This is a genomic window from Oceanobacter mangrovi, from assembly GCF_019740315.1.
GTDB lineage: Bacteria > Pseudomonadota > Gammaproteobacteria > Pseudomonadales > Oceanobacteraceae > Oceanobacter > Oceanobacter mangrovi.
Map to the genome: position 1 here is coordinate 116,896 of NZ_JAHXZR010000014.1, position 18,375 is coordinate 135,270.

Annotated in this window: 15 protein-coding genes; 13 read left to right on the plus strand and 2 right to left on the minus strand. The window is 56.8% G+C overall.

The genetic code is table 11. The features are described from left to right. Positions 1–111: 111 nt before the first annotated feature. On the minus strand, positions 112–1,587 hold the full coding sequence (locus K6123_RS21900; RefSeq protein ID WP_221801618.1) for a DUF3360 family protein: 1,476 nt from the start codon (positions 1,585–1,587) through the stop codon (positions 112–114). Between the two features lie 772 nt (positions 1,588–2,359). Here K6123_RS21900 and K6123_RS21905 point away from each other — a divergent pair. The 13 genes from K6123_RS21905 to K6123_RS21965 all read left to right on the plus strand — a co-directional run bounded on the left by K6123_RS21905 (position 2,360) and on the right by K6123_RS21965 (position 17,085). Further along, on the plus strand, positions 2,360–3,619 hold the full coding sequence (locus K6123_RS21905; protein WP_221801619.1) for a styrene monooxygenase/indole monooxygenase family protein: 1,260 nt from the start codon (positions 2,360–2,362) through the stop codon (positions 3,617–3,619). 3 nt (positions 3,620–3,622) lie between these two features. Next, positions 3,623–4,828, plus strand: coding sequence for an OmpP1/FadL family transporter (locus tag K6123_RS21910; RefSeq protein WP_221801620.1), 1,206 nt, complete (start codon positions 3,623–3,625; stop codon positions 4,826–4,828). A gap of 10 nt (positions 4,829–4,838) precedes the next feature. Continuing rightward, positions 4,839–5,330: a flavin reductase family protein gene (locus tag K6123_RS21915; protein WP_221801621.1), complete on the plus strand. Its 492-nt coding sequence runs from the start codon at positions 4,839–4,841 to the stop codon at positions 5,328–5,330. A 112-nt stretch (positions 5,331–5,442) separates the two neighbouring features. Further along, a complete protein-coding gene (locus K6123_RS21920) occupies positions 5,443–6,468 on the plus strand; it encodes an FAD-binding oxidoreductase (protein WP_221801622.1) in 1,026 nt (341 codons plus the stop codon). Positions 6,469–6,520: 52 nt separating this feature from the next. Beyond that, positions 6,521–7,837, plus strand: coding sequence for a M20 family metallopeptidase (locus K6123_RS21925; RefSeq protein ID WP_221801623.1), 1,317 nt, complete (start codon positions 6,521–6,523; stop codon positions 7,835–7,837). A 15-nt stretch (positions 7,838–7,852) separates the two neighbouring features. Next, the gene (iaaH, locus tag K6123_RS21930) at positions 7,853–9,307 is read left to right on the plus strand and encodes an indoleacetamide hydrolase (protein WP_221801624.1); all 1,455 of its coding nucleotides are present in this window, start codon (positions 7,853–7,855) and stop codon (positions 9,305–9,307) included. After that, positions 9,307–10,485: an MFS transporter gene (locus K6123_RS21935; RefSeq protein ID WP_221801625.1), complete on the plus strand. Its 1,179-nt coding sequence runs from the start codon at positions 9,307–9,309 to the stop codon at positions 10,483–10,485. Before iaaH ends, K6123_RS21935 begins: the two co-directional genes overlap by 1 nt. Before the next feature lie 365 nt (positions 10,486–10,850). Further along, a complete protein-coding gene (locus K6123_RS21940) occupies positions 10,851–11,456 on the plus strand; it encodes a pilus assembly PilX family protein (protein ID WP_221801626.1) in 606 nt (201 codons plus the stop codon). Positions 11,457–11,479: 23 nt separating this feature from the next. After that, positions 11,480–11,830 carry a hypothetical protein gene (locus K6123_RS21945; protein ID WP_221801627.1) on the plus strand — a complete coding sequence of 117 codons (351 nt, stop codon included), beginning with the start codon at positions 11,480–11,482 and terminating at the stop codon, positions 11,828–11,830. Between the two features lie 9 nt (positions 11,831–11,839). Then, positions 11,840–15,193 (plus strand): PilC/PilY family type IV pilus protein, encoded by a 3,354-nt coding sequence (locus K6123_RS21950; RefSeq protein ID WP_221801628.1) that lies wholly within the window; start codon positions 11,840–11,842, stop codon positions 15,191–15,193. A 1-nt stretch (position 15,194) separates the two neighbouring features. Next, on the plus strand, positions 15,195–15,662 hold the full coding sequence (locus K6123_RS21955) for a GspH/FimT family pseudopilin (protein WP_221801629.1): 468 nt from the start codon (positions 15,195–15,197) through the stop codon (positions 15,660–15,662). Continuing rightward, positions 15,653–16,303: a type IV pilus modification PilV family protein gene (locus K6123_RS21960; RefSeq protein WP_221801630.1), complete on the plus strand. Its 651-nt coding sequence runs from the start codon at positions 15,653–15,655 to the stop codon at positions 16,301–16,303. The genes K6123_RS21955 and K6123_RS21960 overlap by 10 nt, the downstream gene beginning before the upstream one ends. Further along, positions 16,288–17,085, plus strand: a complete 798-nt coding sequence (locus K6123_RS21965; RefSeq protein WP_221801632.1) for a PilW family protein — start codon at positions 16,288–16,290, stop codon at positions 17,083–17,085. The genes K6123_RS21960 and K6123_RS21965 overlap by 16 nt, the downstream gene beginning before the upstream one ends. Before the next feature lie 152 nt (positions 17,086–17,237). Here the strand turns inward: K6123_RS21965 and K6123_RS21970 are convergent, their stop codons facing one another. Next, complete coding sequence (locus K6123_RS21970) at positions 17,238–18,155, minus strand: helix-turn-helix domain-containing protein (RefSeq protein ID WP_246624963.1); 918 nt, start codon at positions 18,153–18,155, stop codon at positions 17,238–17,240. Positions 18,156–18,375: the final 220 nt, after the last annotated feature.

An 18,375-nucleotide genomic window follows, 5' to 3' on the forward strand; every position in this document is an offset into this window, starting at 1 on the left:
GGGCCGGGCAAGGTGTCAAAACACAGGGCAAGAGACTCAGTACAGGGAAACAGACAAACAATGGATGAATCGTCCCCGCCCGTCAGTAGCGGGGACGATCAGAAGGCAGGATCAGTGCAGCGTGCGGAAGGATTCCAGCAACGCCGGAATACCAGGGAACATCCCAATCGCCGCCATCACGGTGCACAGCACCAGGAAGGTCACACCCGGAATCACCCAGCGGCCAGTATGGCCCAGTTCCTTGCCGCGTTCCTTGCAGCCAATCAGACCGAGGTTATCCAGCAACATGGTCAGCGACCAGCCGAATACCGGGTTAACCAGCGCCGATGAGAAGATCACGATGGCTGCCGACTGGGTCGTCTTGCCTTCGCGAGTCATCTGCATACCAGCTTCCAGCAGTGGCAGGAAAACACCAACGATCAGTGCCACACTCAGCACCGGTTGCCAGATCGCCAGGTCCATCGGGTAACCCCAGACCGCGGCCACCACACACAGCAAGCCAGTCAGGATGGCGCCAGCCGGAATCGGACGACGGGCAATCGCTGCAGGCACAATGTAGGTACCCCAGGAAGACGCGATGTTACCGCCACCCAGCGCACTGCCCACCGCCTGACGGGCAGAAGCCGAAATCATGGTGTCGTCGATGTTCATCAGTACTTCGTCAGTCTTTTTCGGATAGCTCAGCTCCTGGAACACCCGGTGGCCCAGAAAGTCGGGTGACCACATGGCGACCGCCAGTACCGCAAATGGCATTACCGCAATAAAGTGCTCCAGACCTGGCAGGCCCAATTTCCAGCCAGTGTCTTCACCCCACCAGTACGATGGGCTGAGGTTTGGAATACCCGGTTCGGTCGAGAACTCGAACGGGGCACCCAGTGCAAAGGCAATCGCCGCCGCCAGTACCGCACCTAGCGGAATCGCCAGCCAACGCATCTGAATATGCTCCAGCCAGGCGTACATGATGATGGTGCAAATGATCACCGCAAAGGCGATATAAGCCATATCGAAGCCGTTGGCCCAGGCAAACAGCTTGGCGACCTGGCCGGTCACGCCGATAAATCCGAGGTAAAGCAATAACCCGCCACAAACCCCATTACTGGTGAGTTTGGCCAGCAAACTGCCGCCTTTGGTAATGCCGAGAATAAAACCGAACACCCCGATTAACAGGCCAAGCGCCATCGGGTGGCCGCCGGAGGCCACAATCAGTGGAATCAGCGGAATCAGTGGACCGTGAGTACCGGCCAGGTTACTGGTCGGGTTCAGGAAACCGGAAATCAGTACCACAAACAGGATTGCGGCAATCAGCATTTCGAAACGGGCGTTTTCAATAACAAACTCCCGCGACAGCCCCAGTGGGCCTGCGAATGCACCCACAACCGCTGCAACCATCACAATCTTGCCGATGGTCGCCGCCAGTGCAGGCACCCAGTCTTCAACTTCAAAGCGGTAGTCACGGAACGGTAAATTCGGACGCCAGCGGCGTGGTTCCATTACCTGCAATTCATGATCAAGATATTCTGCGCGCGTTGCGAAAGCCGATCGTGGCTGCCGCAACGCCTGGTAGCTTGATTTATTATTATCTTTCATAAGCGTGCCTTGGCTAAAAGCCCGGGAATCTAAGGCCTGAATTGCCATATCACAATCAGACTTTAGGCACACATTGATACAAAAAATGTTTGATATTCAGCGAAAAAAGGAGTTTCGACTTTCGAGACACATTGATCCATTCAGGCAAACAATTGAACGACCTGCGCACCGTTATTTCTGCCGCGTGACCGCTGCAACACAGGCTGGTTGTGCCTTGCCAGCGCTATTTTTCCGCCTTCCCTTTGCGTCCCGATTCCATTCTGGCTGACGCTGTCTATGAGTCCATCCGTAACTGGCCTGAGGCTCTAATGCTGTTCACCTAAGCGTTTCTAAGCACAAATTGCCGTCATCCTGAACGGTTTGGGCCGCACAGGCTCAGGGTCCAAAAGCCCTATGGATCCCGGATCTGCTTCGCGTCCGGGATGACGTCGATTTGTTAAATGAACAGCATCAGGTTGAAGCCCACCATGTGGCAGTTGTCGACCAGCCGATGTCTGCCGATATATCCCGCAAGGCGCACCAGCATGTCTCTTGTCGCACCAATTGAATACAAATATGGCGCCCCAAACCAACGCACTGCGCGCCAATAAAAAGCATAAATAAACGCCCGTTAAATAGTTGCAGGATACGCATATTCCCTGCAGCCGCTGAATATTTCCGGCCCCGCCTTATCCGCATATTGATGCCACGTCCTTGATATCCATCAAGCATTTTTCAAAGCCAGAACAGCAAGCAAGTAACAACAGCCAATCGTTTACGCCGGAGAGACGCCATGAAAAAAATAGCCATTATCGGGGCTGGCCAGTCGGGCCTGCAGCTGGGCATCAGCCTGCTCGACAAGCACTGCGAAGTCACTATTGTTTCGAACCGCAGCGGAGATGAAATACTCCACGGCCGGGTGATGTCGAGTCAGTCAATGTATGACATGGCGCTGACCTTCGAACGCGAAGCCGGTATCAGCTTCTGGGATGAAAGCTGTCCGCCAACAGAGGGGGTCCATTTCCGTATTGGTAACAGCGACGGCATGATGATCGACTGGCGTGCCCGGATGCACGCCCCCGGTCAATCCGTCGACCAGCGCATCAAGATGCCACGCTGGATGGACGAATTTGAGAAGCGCGGCGGCAAGCTGATCATTGCGGATGCCGACATTGCCATGCTGGAACAGCTGGCCAACGACCACGATCTGGTGGTGGTATCCACCGGCAAGGGCGAAATCGGCCAGCTGTTTGAACGTGACGAAGAAAAAAGCCAGTTCAATACCCCAATGCGCACCATCTCCCTCAGCTACGTCAACGGCATGCTGCCGCGTGAGGATTATTCAGCACTCAACATCAGCGTCAACCCGGGTATCGGCGAGTTTGTAAACTTCCCTTGCCTGACCATCAATGGCCCGGCTGACATCATCAACCTGGAATCGGTACCCGGTGGTCCAATGGATATCTGGGATACCGTTTCGACTCCCGCCGAGCACCTCGCACTGGCGGTCAAATTTATCCGTGAATACTTCCCGTGGGAGGCCTGGCGCTGCGAAAACCTGTCACTGACAGACGATCTGGGCACGCTCTGGGGCCGGGTGCCGCCAACCGTTCGCAAACCCATTGGTACGCTGCCATCCGGTAAAACCGTACTCGGTATGGCCGATGTACTGGTGCTGAATGACCCGGTCACCGGGCAGGGCTCCAACAATGCCAGCAAGTGTTCCGTCATCTACCGTGATGCGATCCTTGATTGTATGACCGAGGGTGACGGCCGCTTCGATGATAGCTGGAAGCAGGCCACTTTCGACCGCTATTGGGACTACGCCGAGTGGGTCGTCAAATTCACCAATACCCATTTGTTACCACCCCCGGAGTCGGTACTGATGGTGATGGGCGCCTGCCAGCAAATTCCGGCACTGGCGACCACCATTGCCAACTCCTTTGACGACCCCAAATCACTGGCTCCCTGGTATTACGAAGCCGCCGCGGCTGAACAGGTCATCGCCTCCTACAGCACCCAAACCACCAGCCAATCAACCGCGGAGGCCTGAGCCATGTTGTTTTGTAAACAGACCAGCCAGCGCCGCCGGGTGCTGATCAGCAGCATCGGACTGACGGCCCTTTGCAGCCTGCCGGCAATGGCAACCCAGGGCACCTTTCCACACGGTTATGGCGTCAAATCCGAAGGCATGGGCGGCGTTGTCGTGGCCTTGCCGCAAGATGCCGTTGTCGGTGCTTCCAACCCGGCCGGCATGTTATCGGTTGGCGACCGGGTCGATGTTGGAGTGGCCTTTCTGCAGGCCGACAACGGTGTTGACTTCAACGGCGTCAATGCCGATGGCGGTGCTGACGGCGACCTATACATCATTCCCCAGTTTGGCTACAACCAGCTGCTCGACGAACAGAGCAGCCTGGGCGTTTCTGTCGTCGGCAACGGCGTTGGCACCCAGTACGCTGACGACGAAAATATCGGCGGCATGGAGGGGCCTGGATCGGAATTCCAGCAAATCGTTACAACCGTCAGCTATGCCCGCCAGCTAACGGCCAACCAAACCGTTGGCATTGGTTTGATGGCGATTTATCAGGTACTGGAAGTCGACGGTACCGCCAGCATTGGCCTACCCGAAGGTCGAGACAGTGCTTATGGCAGTGGCCTGCGCGTTGGCTGGATGGGCAGTTTCGGTGAGTACCTGACACTCGGAGCCGCCTACGCCAGCCGCGGCTATATGAGCAAGATGAAGAAGTTCGAAAACCTGCTGGCAGAAGGTGGCGACATGGATATGCCCGCCAACTACGCCTTTGGCGCAGCCTATCAACGCAGTGACTGGACCTTCGCCCTGGACGTCCAGCATATCTTCTGGAGCGACGTCAAAACCTTTGGCAACCCCGGCGTCTCCAGTGCCAGCGGAGCCACCGGCAGCAGTTCCGGAGCCGGTTTTGGCTGGAATGATCAAACCGTCTGGAAACTGGGGCTGGCCTGGCAGGCCTCTGATGCCTTGACACTGCGGGCGGGCTACAACGATGCCAACCAGCTGGTCGACAGTGACTCAACCTATCTGGGACTGCTGGCACCGGCAGCCAACCATCGCCACGTCACCATTGGCAGCACTTACACAACAGCCGCAGGCAGTGAATGGTCTGTTGCCTACGCGCGCTCGTTTGAAGGCAAGGTCAAGGGCACCGGCGCAGCGCCGGACTCACTCACCGATCCGTACATGAGCCAGCACTGGCTCTCCTTTGCCTACGGCAGTCGTTTCTGAGGAGTACACCATGATTGATAACCAACAGCTGCGTCAGGCGCTCGGTCAGTTTGCCACTGGCGTCACCATTGTCACCACCAACACACCACAGGGAGAGCCGGTTGGCGTCACCGTCAGCAGCTTTAACTCGGTATCACTGGAGCCCCCTCTGGTGCTCTGGAGCATCGCCAAAAGCGCTTACAGCTGCGAGGCATTCGAAGCTGCCAGTCACTTTGCCGTGCATGTCCTCGGTGCTGAGCAGCAGCCTTTGTCGGACCGCTTTGCCCGCTCTTCCAGCGACAAGTTCGCTGGCATTGAGCTGCAACAGGGGATCAATCGGCTGCCGTTGCTGACCGACTGCGCCGCTCGTTTTCAGTGTGCTGTGGAGTACTGCTATGAAGGCGGCGATCACCTGATCTTTGTCGGGCGGGTGATGAAGCTGGATCTGGCTGAACAGCCTGCCGATCCCTTGCTGTTCTATCGCAGCCGATATGCCCGGCTGGCCGTCCCCCAGCCCTGCTAGCGAACGTCCGGTATCAACAGTTAGCGCTGGTGATACCGGCTTTCCCGGGACTTACCAATATCAACCCTGTTTATGCCATTGGCAGACGTTCCCGCGAACGTGGAGTCACCCTATGAATGCTTCAGTACATCAGGTTGAGCTGGTGTTTTGTGACGGAGTAACCCAAACCATCACTGCCAGCAGCGGCCAAAGCTTGCTGGATGCGGCAGTGGCTGCGAATGTTGCGGTTATGCACCAGTGCCGCTCCGGCAGTTGCTCCAGTTGTATCGCCCAGCTAACCGACGGCACCACCAGCAAGCTGGCTGGCTCCAGCTCCACCCTGCTGACAAGTGAATACGATGCCGGCCAGCGGTTGCTGTGCGTCTGCCAGGCAGAATCCGATTGCCGCCTGACACTCTCGTACAGCAGTGCCGCCGCTGCGGTGACGGCTGGCACCGCTCACGCCTTTATCAATAGCATCGAAAGCATTGCTGACGATGTGGTACGGCTACGGCTGGAACTGGCGGAAGGTAGCTGGATGAAATTTCAGCCCGGTCAGTATGTCCAGATCGAAGTTCCAGGCTGCGGTCAGCTGCGCAGCTATTCGCCCTACAGCACTGCCGAACAACTGCCCTACATGGATTTCATGATCCGTATCCAGCCCCTCGGCGTTATGTCTGAGTGGCTGCGCCAACACGCCGAAGTCGATCAGGTACTGACACTCACAGGCCCTTACGGCGCCTTCTTCCTGCGCCCGGAACACAAACGCAAGCCGCATATCTTTATCGCCGGGGGCACAGGCCTCGCCCCCGTGCTTTCCATGATCGACAGCCTGCGGAATCAGGGTGGTCTGCGGCCACCGGTATTGTTGAGCTTTGGCTGCAGCAGCGCCGCCAGCCTGTTTGGTATTGAAGACATCAGGCTGCGCCAACGATGGATGCCAAATCTGGATGCCCGCGTTTGTGTCAGCCGAGAAGCCGTGCCGGGTTGCCTGCAACAAAATCTGCTCGACGCCATCAGCCCCAACGACATCAAACCCGACAGCGTCGCCTATCTGTGCGGGCCTCCGGCCATGGTGGAAGCAGCGACCCAAAAGCTGCTGCAACATGGCGTTGCTGCTGACCATATCTACAGCGAACCCTTTGTTGCCAGCCACTGACCTGACCCAACCCATTCATGAACCGGCCACCCAGCTGGCCAGAGGATTTCCGATGAATCGTCCCCAATTTACAGAGCAGCAATGGGCCTGGTATCAGCAAGCCTGTGCTCGCATTAACCCGGCCCGGTTACAACAACGACTGTTCGAACTGACCGATATTCATAGCCCTACTGGCGCTACCCGGGCCGCCAGCGAGTACATGGTGAACGACTTGCAGAATGCCGGGCTGAACGCCCGTTACCAGCCAATGAGTGAGATCACGGGCAATGTGCTGGCGGAACTGCCGGGCTCAGGCAATGGTGCCAGCCTGCTGCTATACGCTCCGATTGATACCCACCTGGAACGCGATGGCAGCGACGAACTGCTCACCGGCAAGGCAGCAGAGGCGGATATGCAACCCTATGCCCAGCAGTTACCCGACTGGGTGTTTGGGCTTGGTGCGTCAAACCCCAAAGCCATGGTTGCTACCCTGGCCGAAATTGCCCGAGCCCTGATCGAAGCCGACATCCCGCTGCAGGGCAATTTACTGGTCGGCATGGCAGATGGCGGCATGCCGGTGGACATTTCTGCCCGTGGTCATGCCGGTATGTCCAATGGCGTGCTGCATTTGCTCAACCGTGGCGGGGCTGCCGACTTTGCCATCGTCATGAAGCCCTGGAACTGGGTCTATCACGAAGAGCCTGGCATGGGTTGGTTCAAGGTTCGGGTCAAGGGCACTCTGGGCTACGCTGGCGTGCCGCATGACTTGCCGGAGTTTCGCAGTTCTGTTGTCCCGGCAGCGACCGTGATTCAGGAAATTGAACGCTGGTTACCCGAATATGCGGAACGTAATACCTCCGGCGTTATTCGACCTTACGGCTGGATCGCCGGTGTGCAAGGCGGTGACTGCGAACGACCGGCCTTTCCATCAGCGGTCACAGAAATATTCCTCGACCTGCGAATCAATCCGCGTACCAGCCCGGCCAACGTCAAACACCAGTTTGGCGAGTTCATCGACGCCATGTTGCAACGCCACCCGGAAATTGAACTGGAATGGCAAATGTACGGCACCGTACCTGGTGGCACGACCGATCCGGATAACTGGATTATCCAGTCCTGTATCCGGGGCTGGGAGCAGCTGGAACAGCGACCTTACAGCACACCAGACCTGCTTGGTGGCCAGACCGACGGCACCGCCCTGCGTCGTTACGGCATACCAACAGCCCGCATTGGCTGGCCCTGGCCTGCCAAAAATCCGCCATTGGCGGTTGCTGAAGGGCTCGGAGGTATGGGCGCAACCTATATCCCCGACCTGATTCCCTGTGCTGAAAAAATCCTCTACGCCGTCATCGATACCCTCACCCGCCCTCGCCACGAACTGGGTCTGTAACCGGAGCTTATGATCATGAACCAAGCTATTGCTGCTGCCCCATATACCAGCATTCAATCCATGCAACAGGCGTTGCTCAACGGTGAACTAACCGTCCGCCAGCTGGTTGCTGACAGCCTTCAACGAATCCATGCAGGCGCGCACCTCAACCTGTTTGTCAGCGTCGATGCCGATGCCGCGATGGCTGCAGCGGATGCTGCCGACCAGGCGATTCAGGCCGGTGTCGAATTGCTGCCCCTGACAGGTGTTACCCTGGTAATCAAGGACAATATTCATACCGCCAATCTGCCTTGTACCGCTGGCTGTCCGGCACTCGCTGACTTCATTCCTGATGCCGATGCGCCAGTCGTCAAACGACTGCGAGATCAGGGCGCGATCATTCTTGGCAAAACCAATATGCACGAACTGGCTTTCGGCGCGACTGGCTATAACACCAGTTTCAACACCGGTGCGCTGGCCGGTATTCGCAATGCCTATGACGCAGAGCGTATTGCCGGTGGCTCCTCATCCGGCAGTGCTGCCGCCGTCGCAGCCCGAATGGCGATGGTTGCTCTCGGCACCGACACCGGTGGTTCAATGCGTATTCCACCAGCCCTGAATGGCTGCGCCTCCTTGCGGCCAAGCAGTGGCCGTTATCCGGATCGGGGCATGATCCCGATTTCCCACAGCCGTGATACCGCTGGCCCGATGGCCCTGACCATGACAGACGTAGCCCTGCTCGATGGCCTGATCTGCGACGACCAGCAGCTTGAGGAAATCGACCTTAACAGCCTGCGTCTGGGCCTGCCCGCCGGCTTCTGGGCCAATCTGGATGACGACACCCGGATGGTTATGCAGGACGTTAAACAGCGGCTCCAGCAAGCTGGTGTCACGTTGGTCGAAATTGCCGACAGCCAACTGCAGGAACTGAATGAGAAGATCGGTTTCCCGGTCGTTTTTCACGAAGCCTTCGACAGCATGGTTGAGTATCTGGCAACCCAGGGACCACAACTGACCCTTGAGCAACTGGTTGCCGGTATCAACAGCCCGGACGTCAAGGCTTGCTACGAACAGATTATTCTGCCGCGCCAGCTGCCAACCGCAGACGGCAGCACAGCTTCCGGGCCCGTCTACGAATGGGCCATGAACAGCGGCAAACCAGCACTGATCAGCCGCTACGAATATTTGTTCGGTCACTACCAGCTGGACGCACTGATCTTTCCGACAACCGCAGTCGTTGCCCCCAAAGCCGTGCCAGAAGTCAGCTCACCGGGTAACTTTGACTTGCTGATCCAGAACACGGAACCCGCCGCCAGTGCCGGTTTACCAGCGCTGCAGATTCCCGCTGGTCTGGGATTGGATTCCGGTATGCCGGTTGGTCTGGAAATCGACGGCCAGCGTATGCAGGACCGCCGTTTGCTGGCAATTGGCATCGCTATCCAGGCATTACTGGAGCCGCTGCCTGCGCCACAACAGAGCCTCAGTCGTTGATGCCCGCAACGCCAAACCGTCAGCAAGCCAACCCGCAGCGACTGATCTATCTGGTGGCTGCCTTGCTGGCCTTGCAGCCGCTCACCACCGACCTCTATCTGCCAGGCCTGGCGGCCTTGCAGGACGAGTTACACAGCCGTGGTGAGCAGGTTCGTTACAGCCTCACCTCACTGTTGCTGACCTTTGGTCTGTCACAGTTATTGTGGGGCAAACTGGCACTGAAAGTACCACGCGCCGCGATTCTGTATCTGGGACTGGGGCTGCATGCAGTGGCCGCTATTGGCGGCTCACTGGCTACTGACATCGACTGGCTGATTATCACCCGGGCCGTCCAGGGAGCCGGTCTGGGGGCCGTTATTATTGCTGCCCGTGCCATGATGCATGGCTATCATCCGGCCAACAGTACAGACCAGTTGGCCAGAAGTCTGGGGCTGGTAGCCCTGGTCGCCACCCTGACCATTCCACTGGGCGCCCTGCTGGTCACAGCTGCCGGGTGGCGAGCTGCTGTGCTGGCCCCGGCGTTGCTGTCGGCAGGTGTTTTATTGTGGCTGGTTAATGGCAAACCGGAAGCCGGCTTGCACAGTGCCCCCGAACGTCCTGTTGCGCTGGCGAAAATACTGCGGCAGCCGGTCTTTTACCGGTACACCCTGCTAAACAGCCTGACTTACGCCACCCTGGTAGGTTTGCTCAGTAATGCACCGCTGATTTTTATCAGCCACCAGCACGTCAGCCCTGTCTGGTTTGGTTTGGTGATGTGTGTGATGGTGATGGGATTTGCAGCCGGTACCCGACTGTGCCGTTGGTTATTGCAAAGCAAGTCACTGAGACAGACCTTGCTGGTTGCCAGTGCGCTGAATCTTGTGGCGGCCGTTTTGCTCGCCAGCCTGGTGTTGTTCAGCTGGCTGACACTGATCACCTTCCTGCTGCCAGGACTGCTATTTATGCTGGCTCATGGTATCAATCACAGCTGTGCCCAAAGCCAGGTATTGAAACCCTTTGATGGCCACAGCCTGCAGGTTTCCGCCTTTAACGGCAGCCTGATGATGCTGGCCACCTTTGCTATCAGTAGCGCCTTGCCAGGCATTACCGATGCCGGAACGCAGTTGCTGGCTTGTCTCGCCGGGCTGATGATGACCACCGCCGTAGCGTCGTTATGGGCGGCGCGGTCTTCCCGATAACCAGCCAGCGTCCGATCAATCCGACTTCAATGCCAGACACCAGCCGCTGACGCGACTGGTGTCGATCAGTCCATATTTTTCCGATTTCTGATAAAGCTGTTGTCAACCTGGTGGTAAATCTTACCGACTCTGACAGATACAGCCTTCAACATCACAATAACCAGCGATTATTTACCTACATATCTTCAAACAATCAGCAGATTGCCAATATCTGTCGTATCACAAAAAAAATGCAATTCCGATCTGCTTGATAAAGCCGTCCTGAGATACTGATATCCCGCTATTGAAAGTTTTCAGAGTGGATATTCCCTGGATTATCTACCGATAGCCCAGACCAGCGTAATTCGACTTTAATTGCAGGAAATATGATGGGTTTTACGAGCAACTCCAATCGCTGCCAGCCGCAGTCTGGCTCAGCCCTGATTATCACGCTGGTGCTGCTGACGGCGATCACCCTGGCAGCCACCGTTGGCATGCAGCAGACGACCTTACAAACCCGGATGGTGACCAACTATAACGTCCAGCAACAGGTACGCAGCGCGTCACTGAGCCACCTTGATCGAACCTATGGCAACCTGCAGGCCATGTACGAGGCACTCGGTACCGACGGTCTCACAGATCTGATGAGCCTGGTCGAGGAAGAAGAAAACGCCCTCCAGGAACAGCGTGACGACGGCGTCAGTGAAGATGACCTCAGTTACGACAATGTCGCTCTCGCGCCCTACAGCAACTTCAGCTGGGATGAACCATCAACCGCTGAATTGCCAGCGGTTGCTTCGACCACTACCGAAATCTATTACGACGCCGCCCACCCGATCAGTTCCACCTGCCTGTTGTGCAACGAAGGCAATTCCTCCGGCAGCGCCAGCAAATATCCGTTTCGGGTTATTGCCACTGCCCAAGACAGCAACGGCAAAATCATTTCAACCCAGGTACTGGGTATCACCCTGACTGGCGCTGGCAGTGACTGACTATTTTTATTGGGAATAACAGGATGAAAACAATCGCTATAACAGCCGGGTTATTGAGTGGAATGATCAGCATATCCGCCAGCTGCCATGCCGATGCCCTGATGAATAATGCGGAATATCATATCTCTGTCGCCAACCTGCAGACCTTTTCCGGTTCTGCCGTGGTTGCCCGTCTTTGCGATTCCTGCGAAGCCCAGACCTTTACCCTGACCTCGAACACCCGCTTGCTCGAATACGAACGCGATATCGACCTGCAACGGGCCAGTGAACTCTATCTGCGCAAGAACATGTCGGTGATTTTTCTCGGCGTCGACCGCGCTGCGGCCACGCTCGACTACATCAACTTTGGTGGCCATGCCACGGCCAACTACTGAGGCGAACACATGAAGCTTTACTGGTTTTCCCTGATCGCTCTTGGCTTGTTGCAATCGATGCCAACCCGCGCCGACGATACCGAAATCTACGTTTCCACCAGCACCACAGATGCAGCCCCTAACGTGGTATTCCTGTTTGACACCTCCGGCAGTATGGATACCGACGTTACCGAAGATGGCAGCGTGGTTGGCTCTCGTCTGGACGTGGTACGCGACGCTGCGATTACCGTGTTGGGCAATGTATCAGGTATCAATATTGCGCTGGCCCGTTTTAATACCAGCGGTGACGGTGGCAAGCTTTCAACGCCGATGCTGTCTATCGACGATGACGGCGTCAAAGACCTGCTCGAATCGGTGTTGGATAACTACACCGCGTCCGGCAGCACCCCATTGACAGAAAGCCTCTATGAAATGGCCCTGTTTTATCGTGGTGGCGCCATTACCTACGGTAGCACCTCGGTCGACAGCAGCGACTCCGGGCTGTGCATGGTGTCCAGCTCATCGACTGACAGCACAGCGTCAAGCTCTTCAACATCCAGCACGTCTTCTGCCAGCACACTAGTCGCGTCAACATCGACCAGCAGCTCGACTATGAGCCGTTCATCCAGCAGCTCAACGTCTGACGATGGCACCGGCCTGACGGCCTACAGCACGCTGGCTGACTACAGCTCAAATAACAACAACTCGAATAACAACAACTCGAATAACAACAACTCGAATAACAACAGCTCGAATAACAACAATAACTCCGGCAGTAATAACAACACCGGCGGCAGTAACAACACCGGCGGCAGTAACAACACCGGTGGCAGCTCTGGCTCAGATGACAGCAGCTCAGACGACAGCAGTGACGATAGCGACTCCAGCTCCAGCTGCAGTGAATACCTCAACCTCGACGACACCAACGACGGCAGCGGCAACTATGTTTCGCCGATCACCGAGTCGTGCCAGAAAAACCACATCGTGGTATTCACCGATGGCGAACCCAACGGCGATACCGCTGCCAACTCCGCGATTCGTACCTGGCTGGCGACCCTGCCAAGCGCCGACTTCCCCAGCGATGACAACTTCAGCTCAACCTGTGGCAGCAACAGCAAGGACGCTGACGGTGACTGCGCCGAAGAGTTGTCCTACTTCCTCTACCATGGCGACCAGAGCGAGGATCTCGATGACGACCAGGTTGTCTACGTCCACACCATTGGCGGTTTTATTGGCGACGATGATGTCGTCACCAAACTGGCTGACATGGCTGAATATGGCGGTGGTATTTCCAGTACCGGTGAAGATACTGACAGCCTGACCGAAGCCCTCACCAAGGTATTCGCCACCATTACCGCTACCTCCGGCAGTTATGCCGCACCGGCCGCTGCTGTGAGTGCCTTTAACAACCTCGAACACCTCGACGAGCTCTACTATTCGGTATTCAAACCCTCTGAAACCGCAGCCTGGCGCGGCAACGTCAAGCGCTACCGTATCGGCTCCGACGGCACCATCTATGACCAGAACGGCGACGAGGCGGTCGACAGTGATACCGGCTACTTCTCCGAAGATGCCACCAGCTACTGGACCGAATCCGAAGACGCTCCTGATGGTGATGACGTCACTCTCGGTGGTGCTGCCCGCCGTATGGACGACGCCAGCGCCCGTAAAATTCTCACCAACTTTGTCAGCAACAATCTCACCGCTTCAGGCAACGTGGTTTCCAGTGACAACACCGATCTTTACGAGCTGAGCGCGTTTGATGATCTGGATGATGATGAAAAAAGTGATTTCCTGCTGTGGCTGTCGGGCTATGACCCGGACTCCTCAGACGGCGACGCACGGCGAGAAATGGAAGATCCACTGCACAGCCAGCCAGTCTTGCTGACCTACGGCACCCGTACCGATAGCGATGGCAACGACGAACCCGACGTGACCCTGTTTGTCGGCACCAACTCAGGTTACCTGCACGCCATTGACACCACCGAGGATGACCCGGCCGAACGCTTCGCCTTTATTCCAACCGACCTGTTCAGCAGCGCATTGGCCTACTTCGATGACGCCACCAGCCGGGTCTATGGCCTCGACGGCAAAATTTCCAGTTACCACGTTGACTCAGATAACGACGACATTATCGATTCCGATGAAGAAGCCTATCTTTACGTTGGCATGCGTCGTGGTGGCCGCAACTACTATGCGTTAGACGTTGCCGACCGCGACAAGCCAGATCTGGCCTGGACCATTGAGGGCGGCAGTGGTGACTTTGAAGAGCTCGGTCAAACCTGGTCCGAGCTAACACCCGTTACTGTGTTATGGAAAGGCAGCCAGCGCACTGTACTCTTCTTTGGCGGCGGCTATGATGAAGCCGAAGACGATAACGACGAACGCACCGAACACTCGATGGGCAACGCCGTCTTTATGGTCGACTACGCCAGTGGTGAACTGCTCTGGAAAGCCTCCAGCTCCGGTGCCAACCTCAACCTCAGCGACATGACCAGCGCCATCGTTGCCGACATTGTGCCGGTTGATTACGACAACGACGGCGACGCCGATATTCTCTACACCGCCGACCTTGGTGGCCGAATCTGGCGCTTTGACCTCAACCAGGACAGCAGTAATACCGCCACCAATGACTTCGCCAGCGGCGGTGTGATTGCCGACCTAGGTGAAGACAATACCGAAACCAACATCACCCGCTTTTTCACCACGCCGGATGTTTCCTACATCAGTAGCGGTACCTTTGTTGACGACGATGGCAATACCTACAGCGCCGGTCGCTACCAGATTGTCATCGGTTCCGGCTATCGCGCTCACCCGCTCTACACCACTACGGAAGACCGCATCTACATCATCAACGACTTCGACATCACCTCAGCACCAGAGGAGTACAGCGAACTCAGCCGCGATGACCTGGCCGACTACAGCAACCTGGACAGCGCCTCCGCCAGCGACATGGTCAACGGTGTTTATTACGAACTGGATGGTGACGGTGAAAAGGTGCTGTCAGATGCAGTTACCCTCAGTGGCTATAGCTATGTTGCCACCTACACACCACCCGACGGTACCAGCAGCAGCTGCGAAACCGACCTCGGTAGTACCAACCTGTACACCTTCCAGCTGAATTACAGCGTTGATGACGACGGTGAACAAACGGCCACTCTCACTGTGGACTACAGCGAACTGGACGTACCTGGCATAGCCGAGCTGTCCTCACCGCTGTATCCGTCCAGCGACAGCGACAGCTCCGATTCCGATAGCAGCGGTGGCTCAACTACCGACAGCGGTTGTGACAACTCGGCGATTCTCGCAGTAGGTACCGTCACCGTCCAAACCGACAACTGCCAAAGCACCATCAGCCGTACCTACTGGGAGGAGGAGGAATAATATGACGGCTTCACGTGGTTCCCACAGCGGCTTCACGCTGATCGAGCTGATGACCGTAATAGCCGTGATGGGGGTCATGGCCAGCATCGCTACCCCCGCGATGGCGACCTTTTTGAACAACCGCTCATCTGATGCCCTGATGCGCAAGCTGCAGACTGATCTGCAATTTGCCCGCAACTACGCCATCACCAACAAGGTCGCCGTTGAAGTCGAAGCTGATGGCGACTGGAGTGATGGCTGGGTCATTCACGAAAGCGACAGTAGCGACACCTTGCGCAGTAGCAGCACACCGGAAAACACCACCATCAGCAGCGACTTCAGCGGCAACCTGGAGTTCAACCTGTACGGTATGGCCAGCAGCAAGGGAACCCTGACCTTGGCGGTCGACGGCTGCAAGGGCAAGCGCGCCTACCAGCTCACCCTGCCCGCCTCCGGCCAACCGATTGTGACGGAGATCGAATGCAGCTGAACCGCTTCCGCTTGAGGTCTGGCAACAGGCCAGCCGCAGCCAAACCAGACCAGTCCGGCTTCAGCATGGTCGAAGTACTGGTAACCATCGCCATTTCTACCATTGGCCTGGTCGGGCTGGCGTTTGCCATGCTGGAGTCCGACCGCTACGCCCAACAGAACACCCACCGCTCGCTGGCTGCCAATATGCTGGAAGATCTCAGCAATCGTATTCGCCTCAACGCCTACGCACTGGATGCCTACGACACCAGCGGCAGCGCCTACAGCTGCGGCAGCGCCCCGGCCCGTTGCGCGGCCTACAACAGCGGCACTGCACACGTGGACGCCGACAGCTGTGACGCCGAAACCCTCGCCGCCTACGACCTGTGGGCCACCGCCTGTAGTTCCGGCAGCAGTGACAGCGACGCTGACTATACCTTCGCCAGCAGTGCGGACTTTTTGCCCAACCCGCAGCTGATCGTCACCATCACCGACGCCGTTGGCTACGACGGCAGTTCCAGCCAAGTGGTACTGTCGCTGAGTTGGGATGTCCGCAACGGCGGCCAGGACAGCAGTGGCAATACCGTCTACACCAACACCGACGACATCGAGACCCGCACCGAAACCATCTCTACGGAGTTCAGCCTGTGGCCAGAAGACTAACCAGCCAGCGTGGTATGTCGCTGATTGAGCTGATGATTGCCGGACTGATCTCGCTGATCATTTCCATGGTCGTGATGCAGCTGATGATCGGCAGCAACCGCAGCAACAGCCGTATCGATGGCATGTCGCAAACCCAGGAGAACGCCAGCTTTGCCATCAACTGGTTGTCACAAAAAATTCGCCGCGGCGGCTACAGCCCCTACACCAGCGTAATTCCAGACCGCATTGTGATGGACGCCTGCGACAGCCAGGTCAACCCCCCTGACGCCGACGCCTACTGCTCCTACGACAGCACCGACAGCCCGGATCAACTGGCCATCGAACGCGTCAGCGCCAATGGCACCACCTGCAGCGGCGCCAGTCTGGAAGACCTGGGCGTGGATGAAACCGATCTGGTGATAGACGTGTTTTGGGTCGAACGGGACAGTGGCGAAAACGACGACGAATACGATGATCTGCTGAAATGCGCCAGCTACACTGACTCCGGCAGCCTGATCGACAGTGTCCAGACACTCGCCAGCGGCATTGAAGACTTCCAGGTGTTATACGCCACCAGCGCAACATCCGGCTTTGTACCGCTGGATTCTGTCAGCGACCTGTCGGCGGTCACCGCCATCCGTATTGGCGTACTCGCCCGCGCCTTCAGCGACGCCGCCCAGATCGACGGCAGCCGTAGCTACATAGTGCTCGACGGCGACCCGCAGCTATTCGACGACGGCGTATTACGGCAAATCTTCGAAAATACGATTTACCTGATGAATGCGGAGAATGTGGGAGGATAACGCCCGTCGGATGGCACTTGTCCAGGCATGCCTGGACCCTACGATCATGATCGTCCAACACCAAACGCAGGATCGGCCATGCCCATCGTGATTGTCCAATCACCGAGCGTAGGATGGGCCGTACCAATCCTGCCAGAACCTTTCGCTTCCGTTTATTGCAACGACCGCTGTTGCAAGGTTTCAGAAGGTAATTCACCGAACTGGGTGCGGTAGTCCTTGGCGAACTGGCTCATATGCCAGAAGCCCCATTGGCTGGCAATGTCGGCGATGCTGGTCTGGCTCACGGCCATTCCGCCAGATCTGGCAGCGGCTCGCACCAATGCCCTTCGCACCCCATTCAAACGCGATACCCGCAGGTATTTGATAGGACTAATGCCTAGAATACTCTGGAAGCTGTATTGCAATGTTCGACGGCTGACGTTGGCGCTTTCGCACAGGTCGGTGACGGTAAATGGCTGGTCCGGCTGGCTGTCGATCAGCGCGCAAACCTGGTCAACCACCTGCTTGCGATGCTGATAGCTGGGCGTGGCACACGGTTGTGGCTGTTCTTCTTTCAACAACTCCAATACCGTCATCATCAAGACATCCCGGGACATACGATTGCGGCCACGAGGGTCTTGCTGGTTGAGCAAGCGCGCCAGAATATAGCGGGCATCGTCGAGAGTCTGTTGCGGAATCGCCCGTCTACCCGGCCCTTGCGCCAGTCGATCAGAAATCTCTACGCCATGAATCACCGCCAGCGCCTGCAGGGCGTCGCGTTGCACCACCATGCCGTAAAGCTGGTATTGCTCCGGGGTTGAAAGCTGGAAATCGTGGCTGCCTGGCTGGCACATCAAGGCACCATCTCCCACTGCCAGTCCGTTGATACGGCAGTCAGGCTGCTGTGCCAACGGAATGCCGAGCCACACCGAGTCTGGCCATACAACACATTTTTGTTGCAGCGCCTGGCTGGTGTCTTCACGGAACACCTGCAGATTATCGAACGGTAGTTCGATGATCTGGCCGTGAAATTCCCCGGCGCTGACCTGGTCGTATTGCTGTTGCCAGTTCGTCAGATTACTGGCGTGCAAATCGGCGTCCCTTGCCTCCCTATGCTGAAGCGTTACGCACTCCATTGGTGCATCGTTACCCAATGTTGCACTCACCGGAAAACCCTCAATATCAAATTCGCGCAAAACCAACATTGATGACATTTTTAAGTCATTGATTTTTATGCAAATTTTACTTTTGCCAAAATTCGATAACGACTGATCGTTACATTAATGACAATGACTGGAGCAAAACCCATGC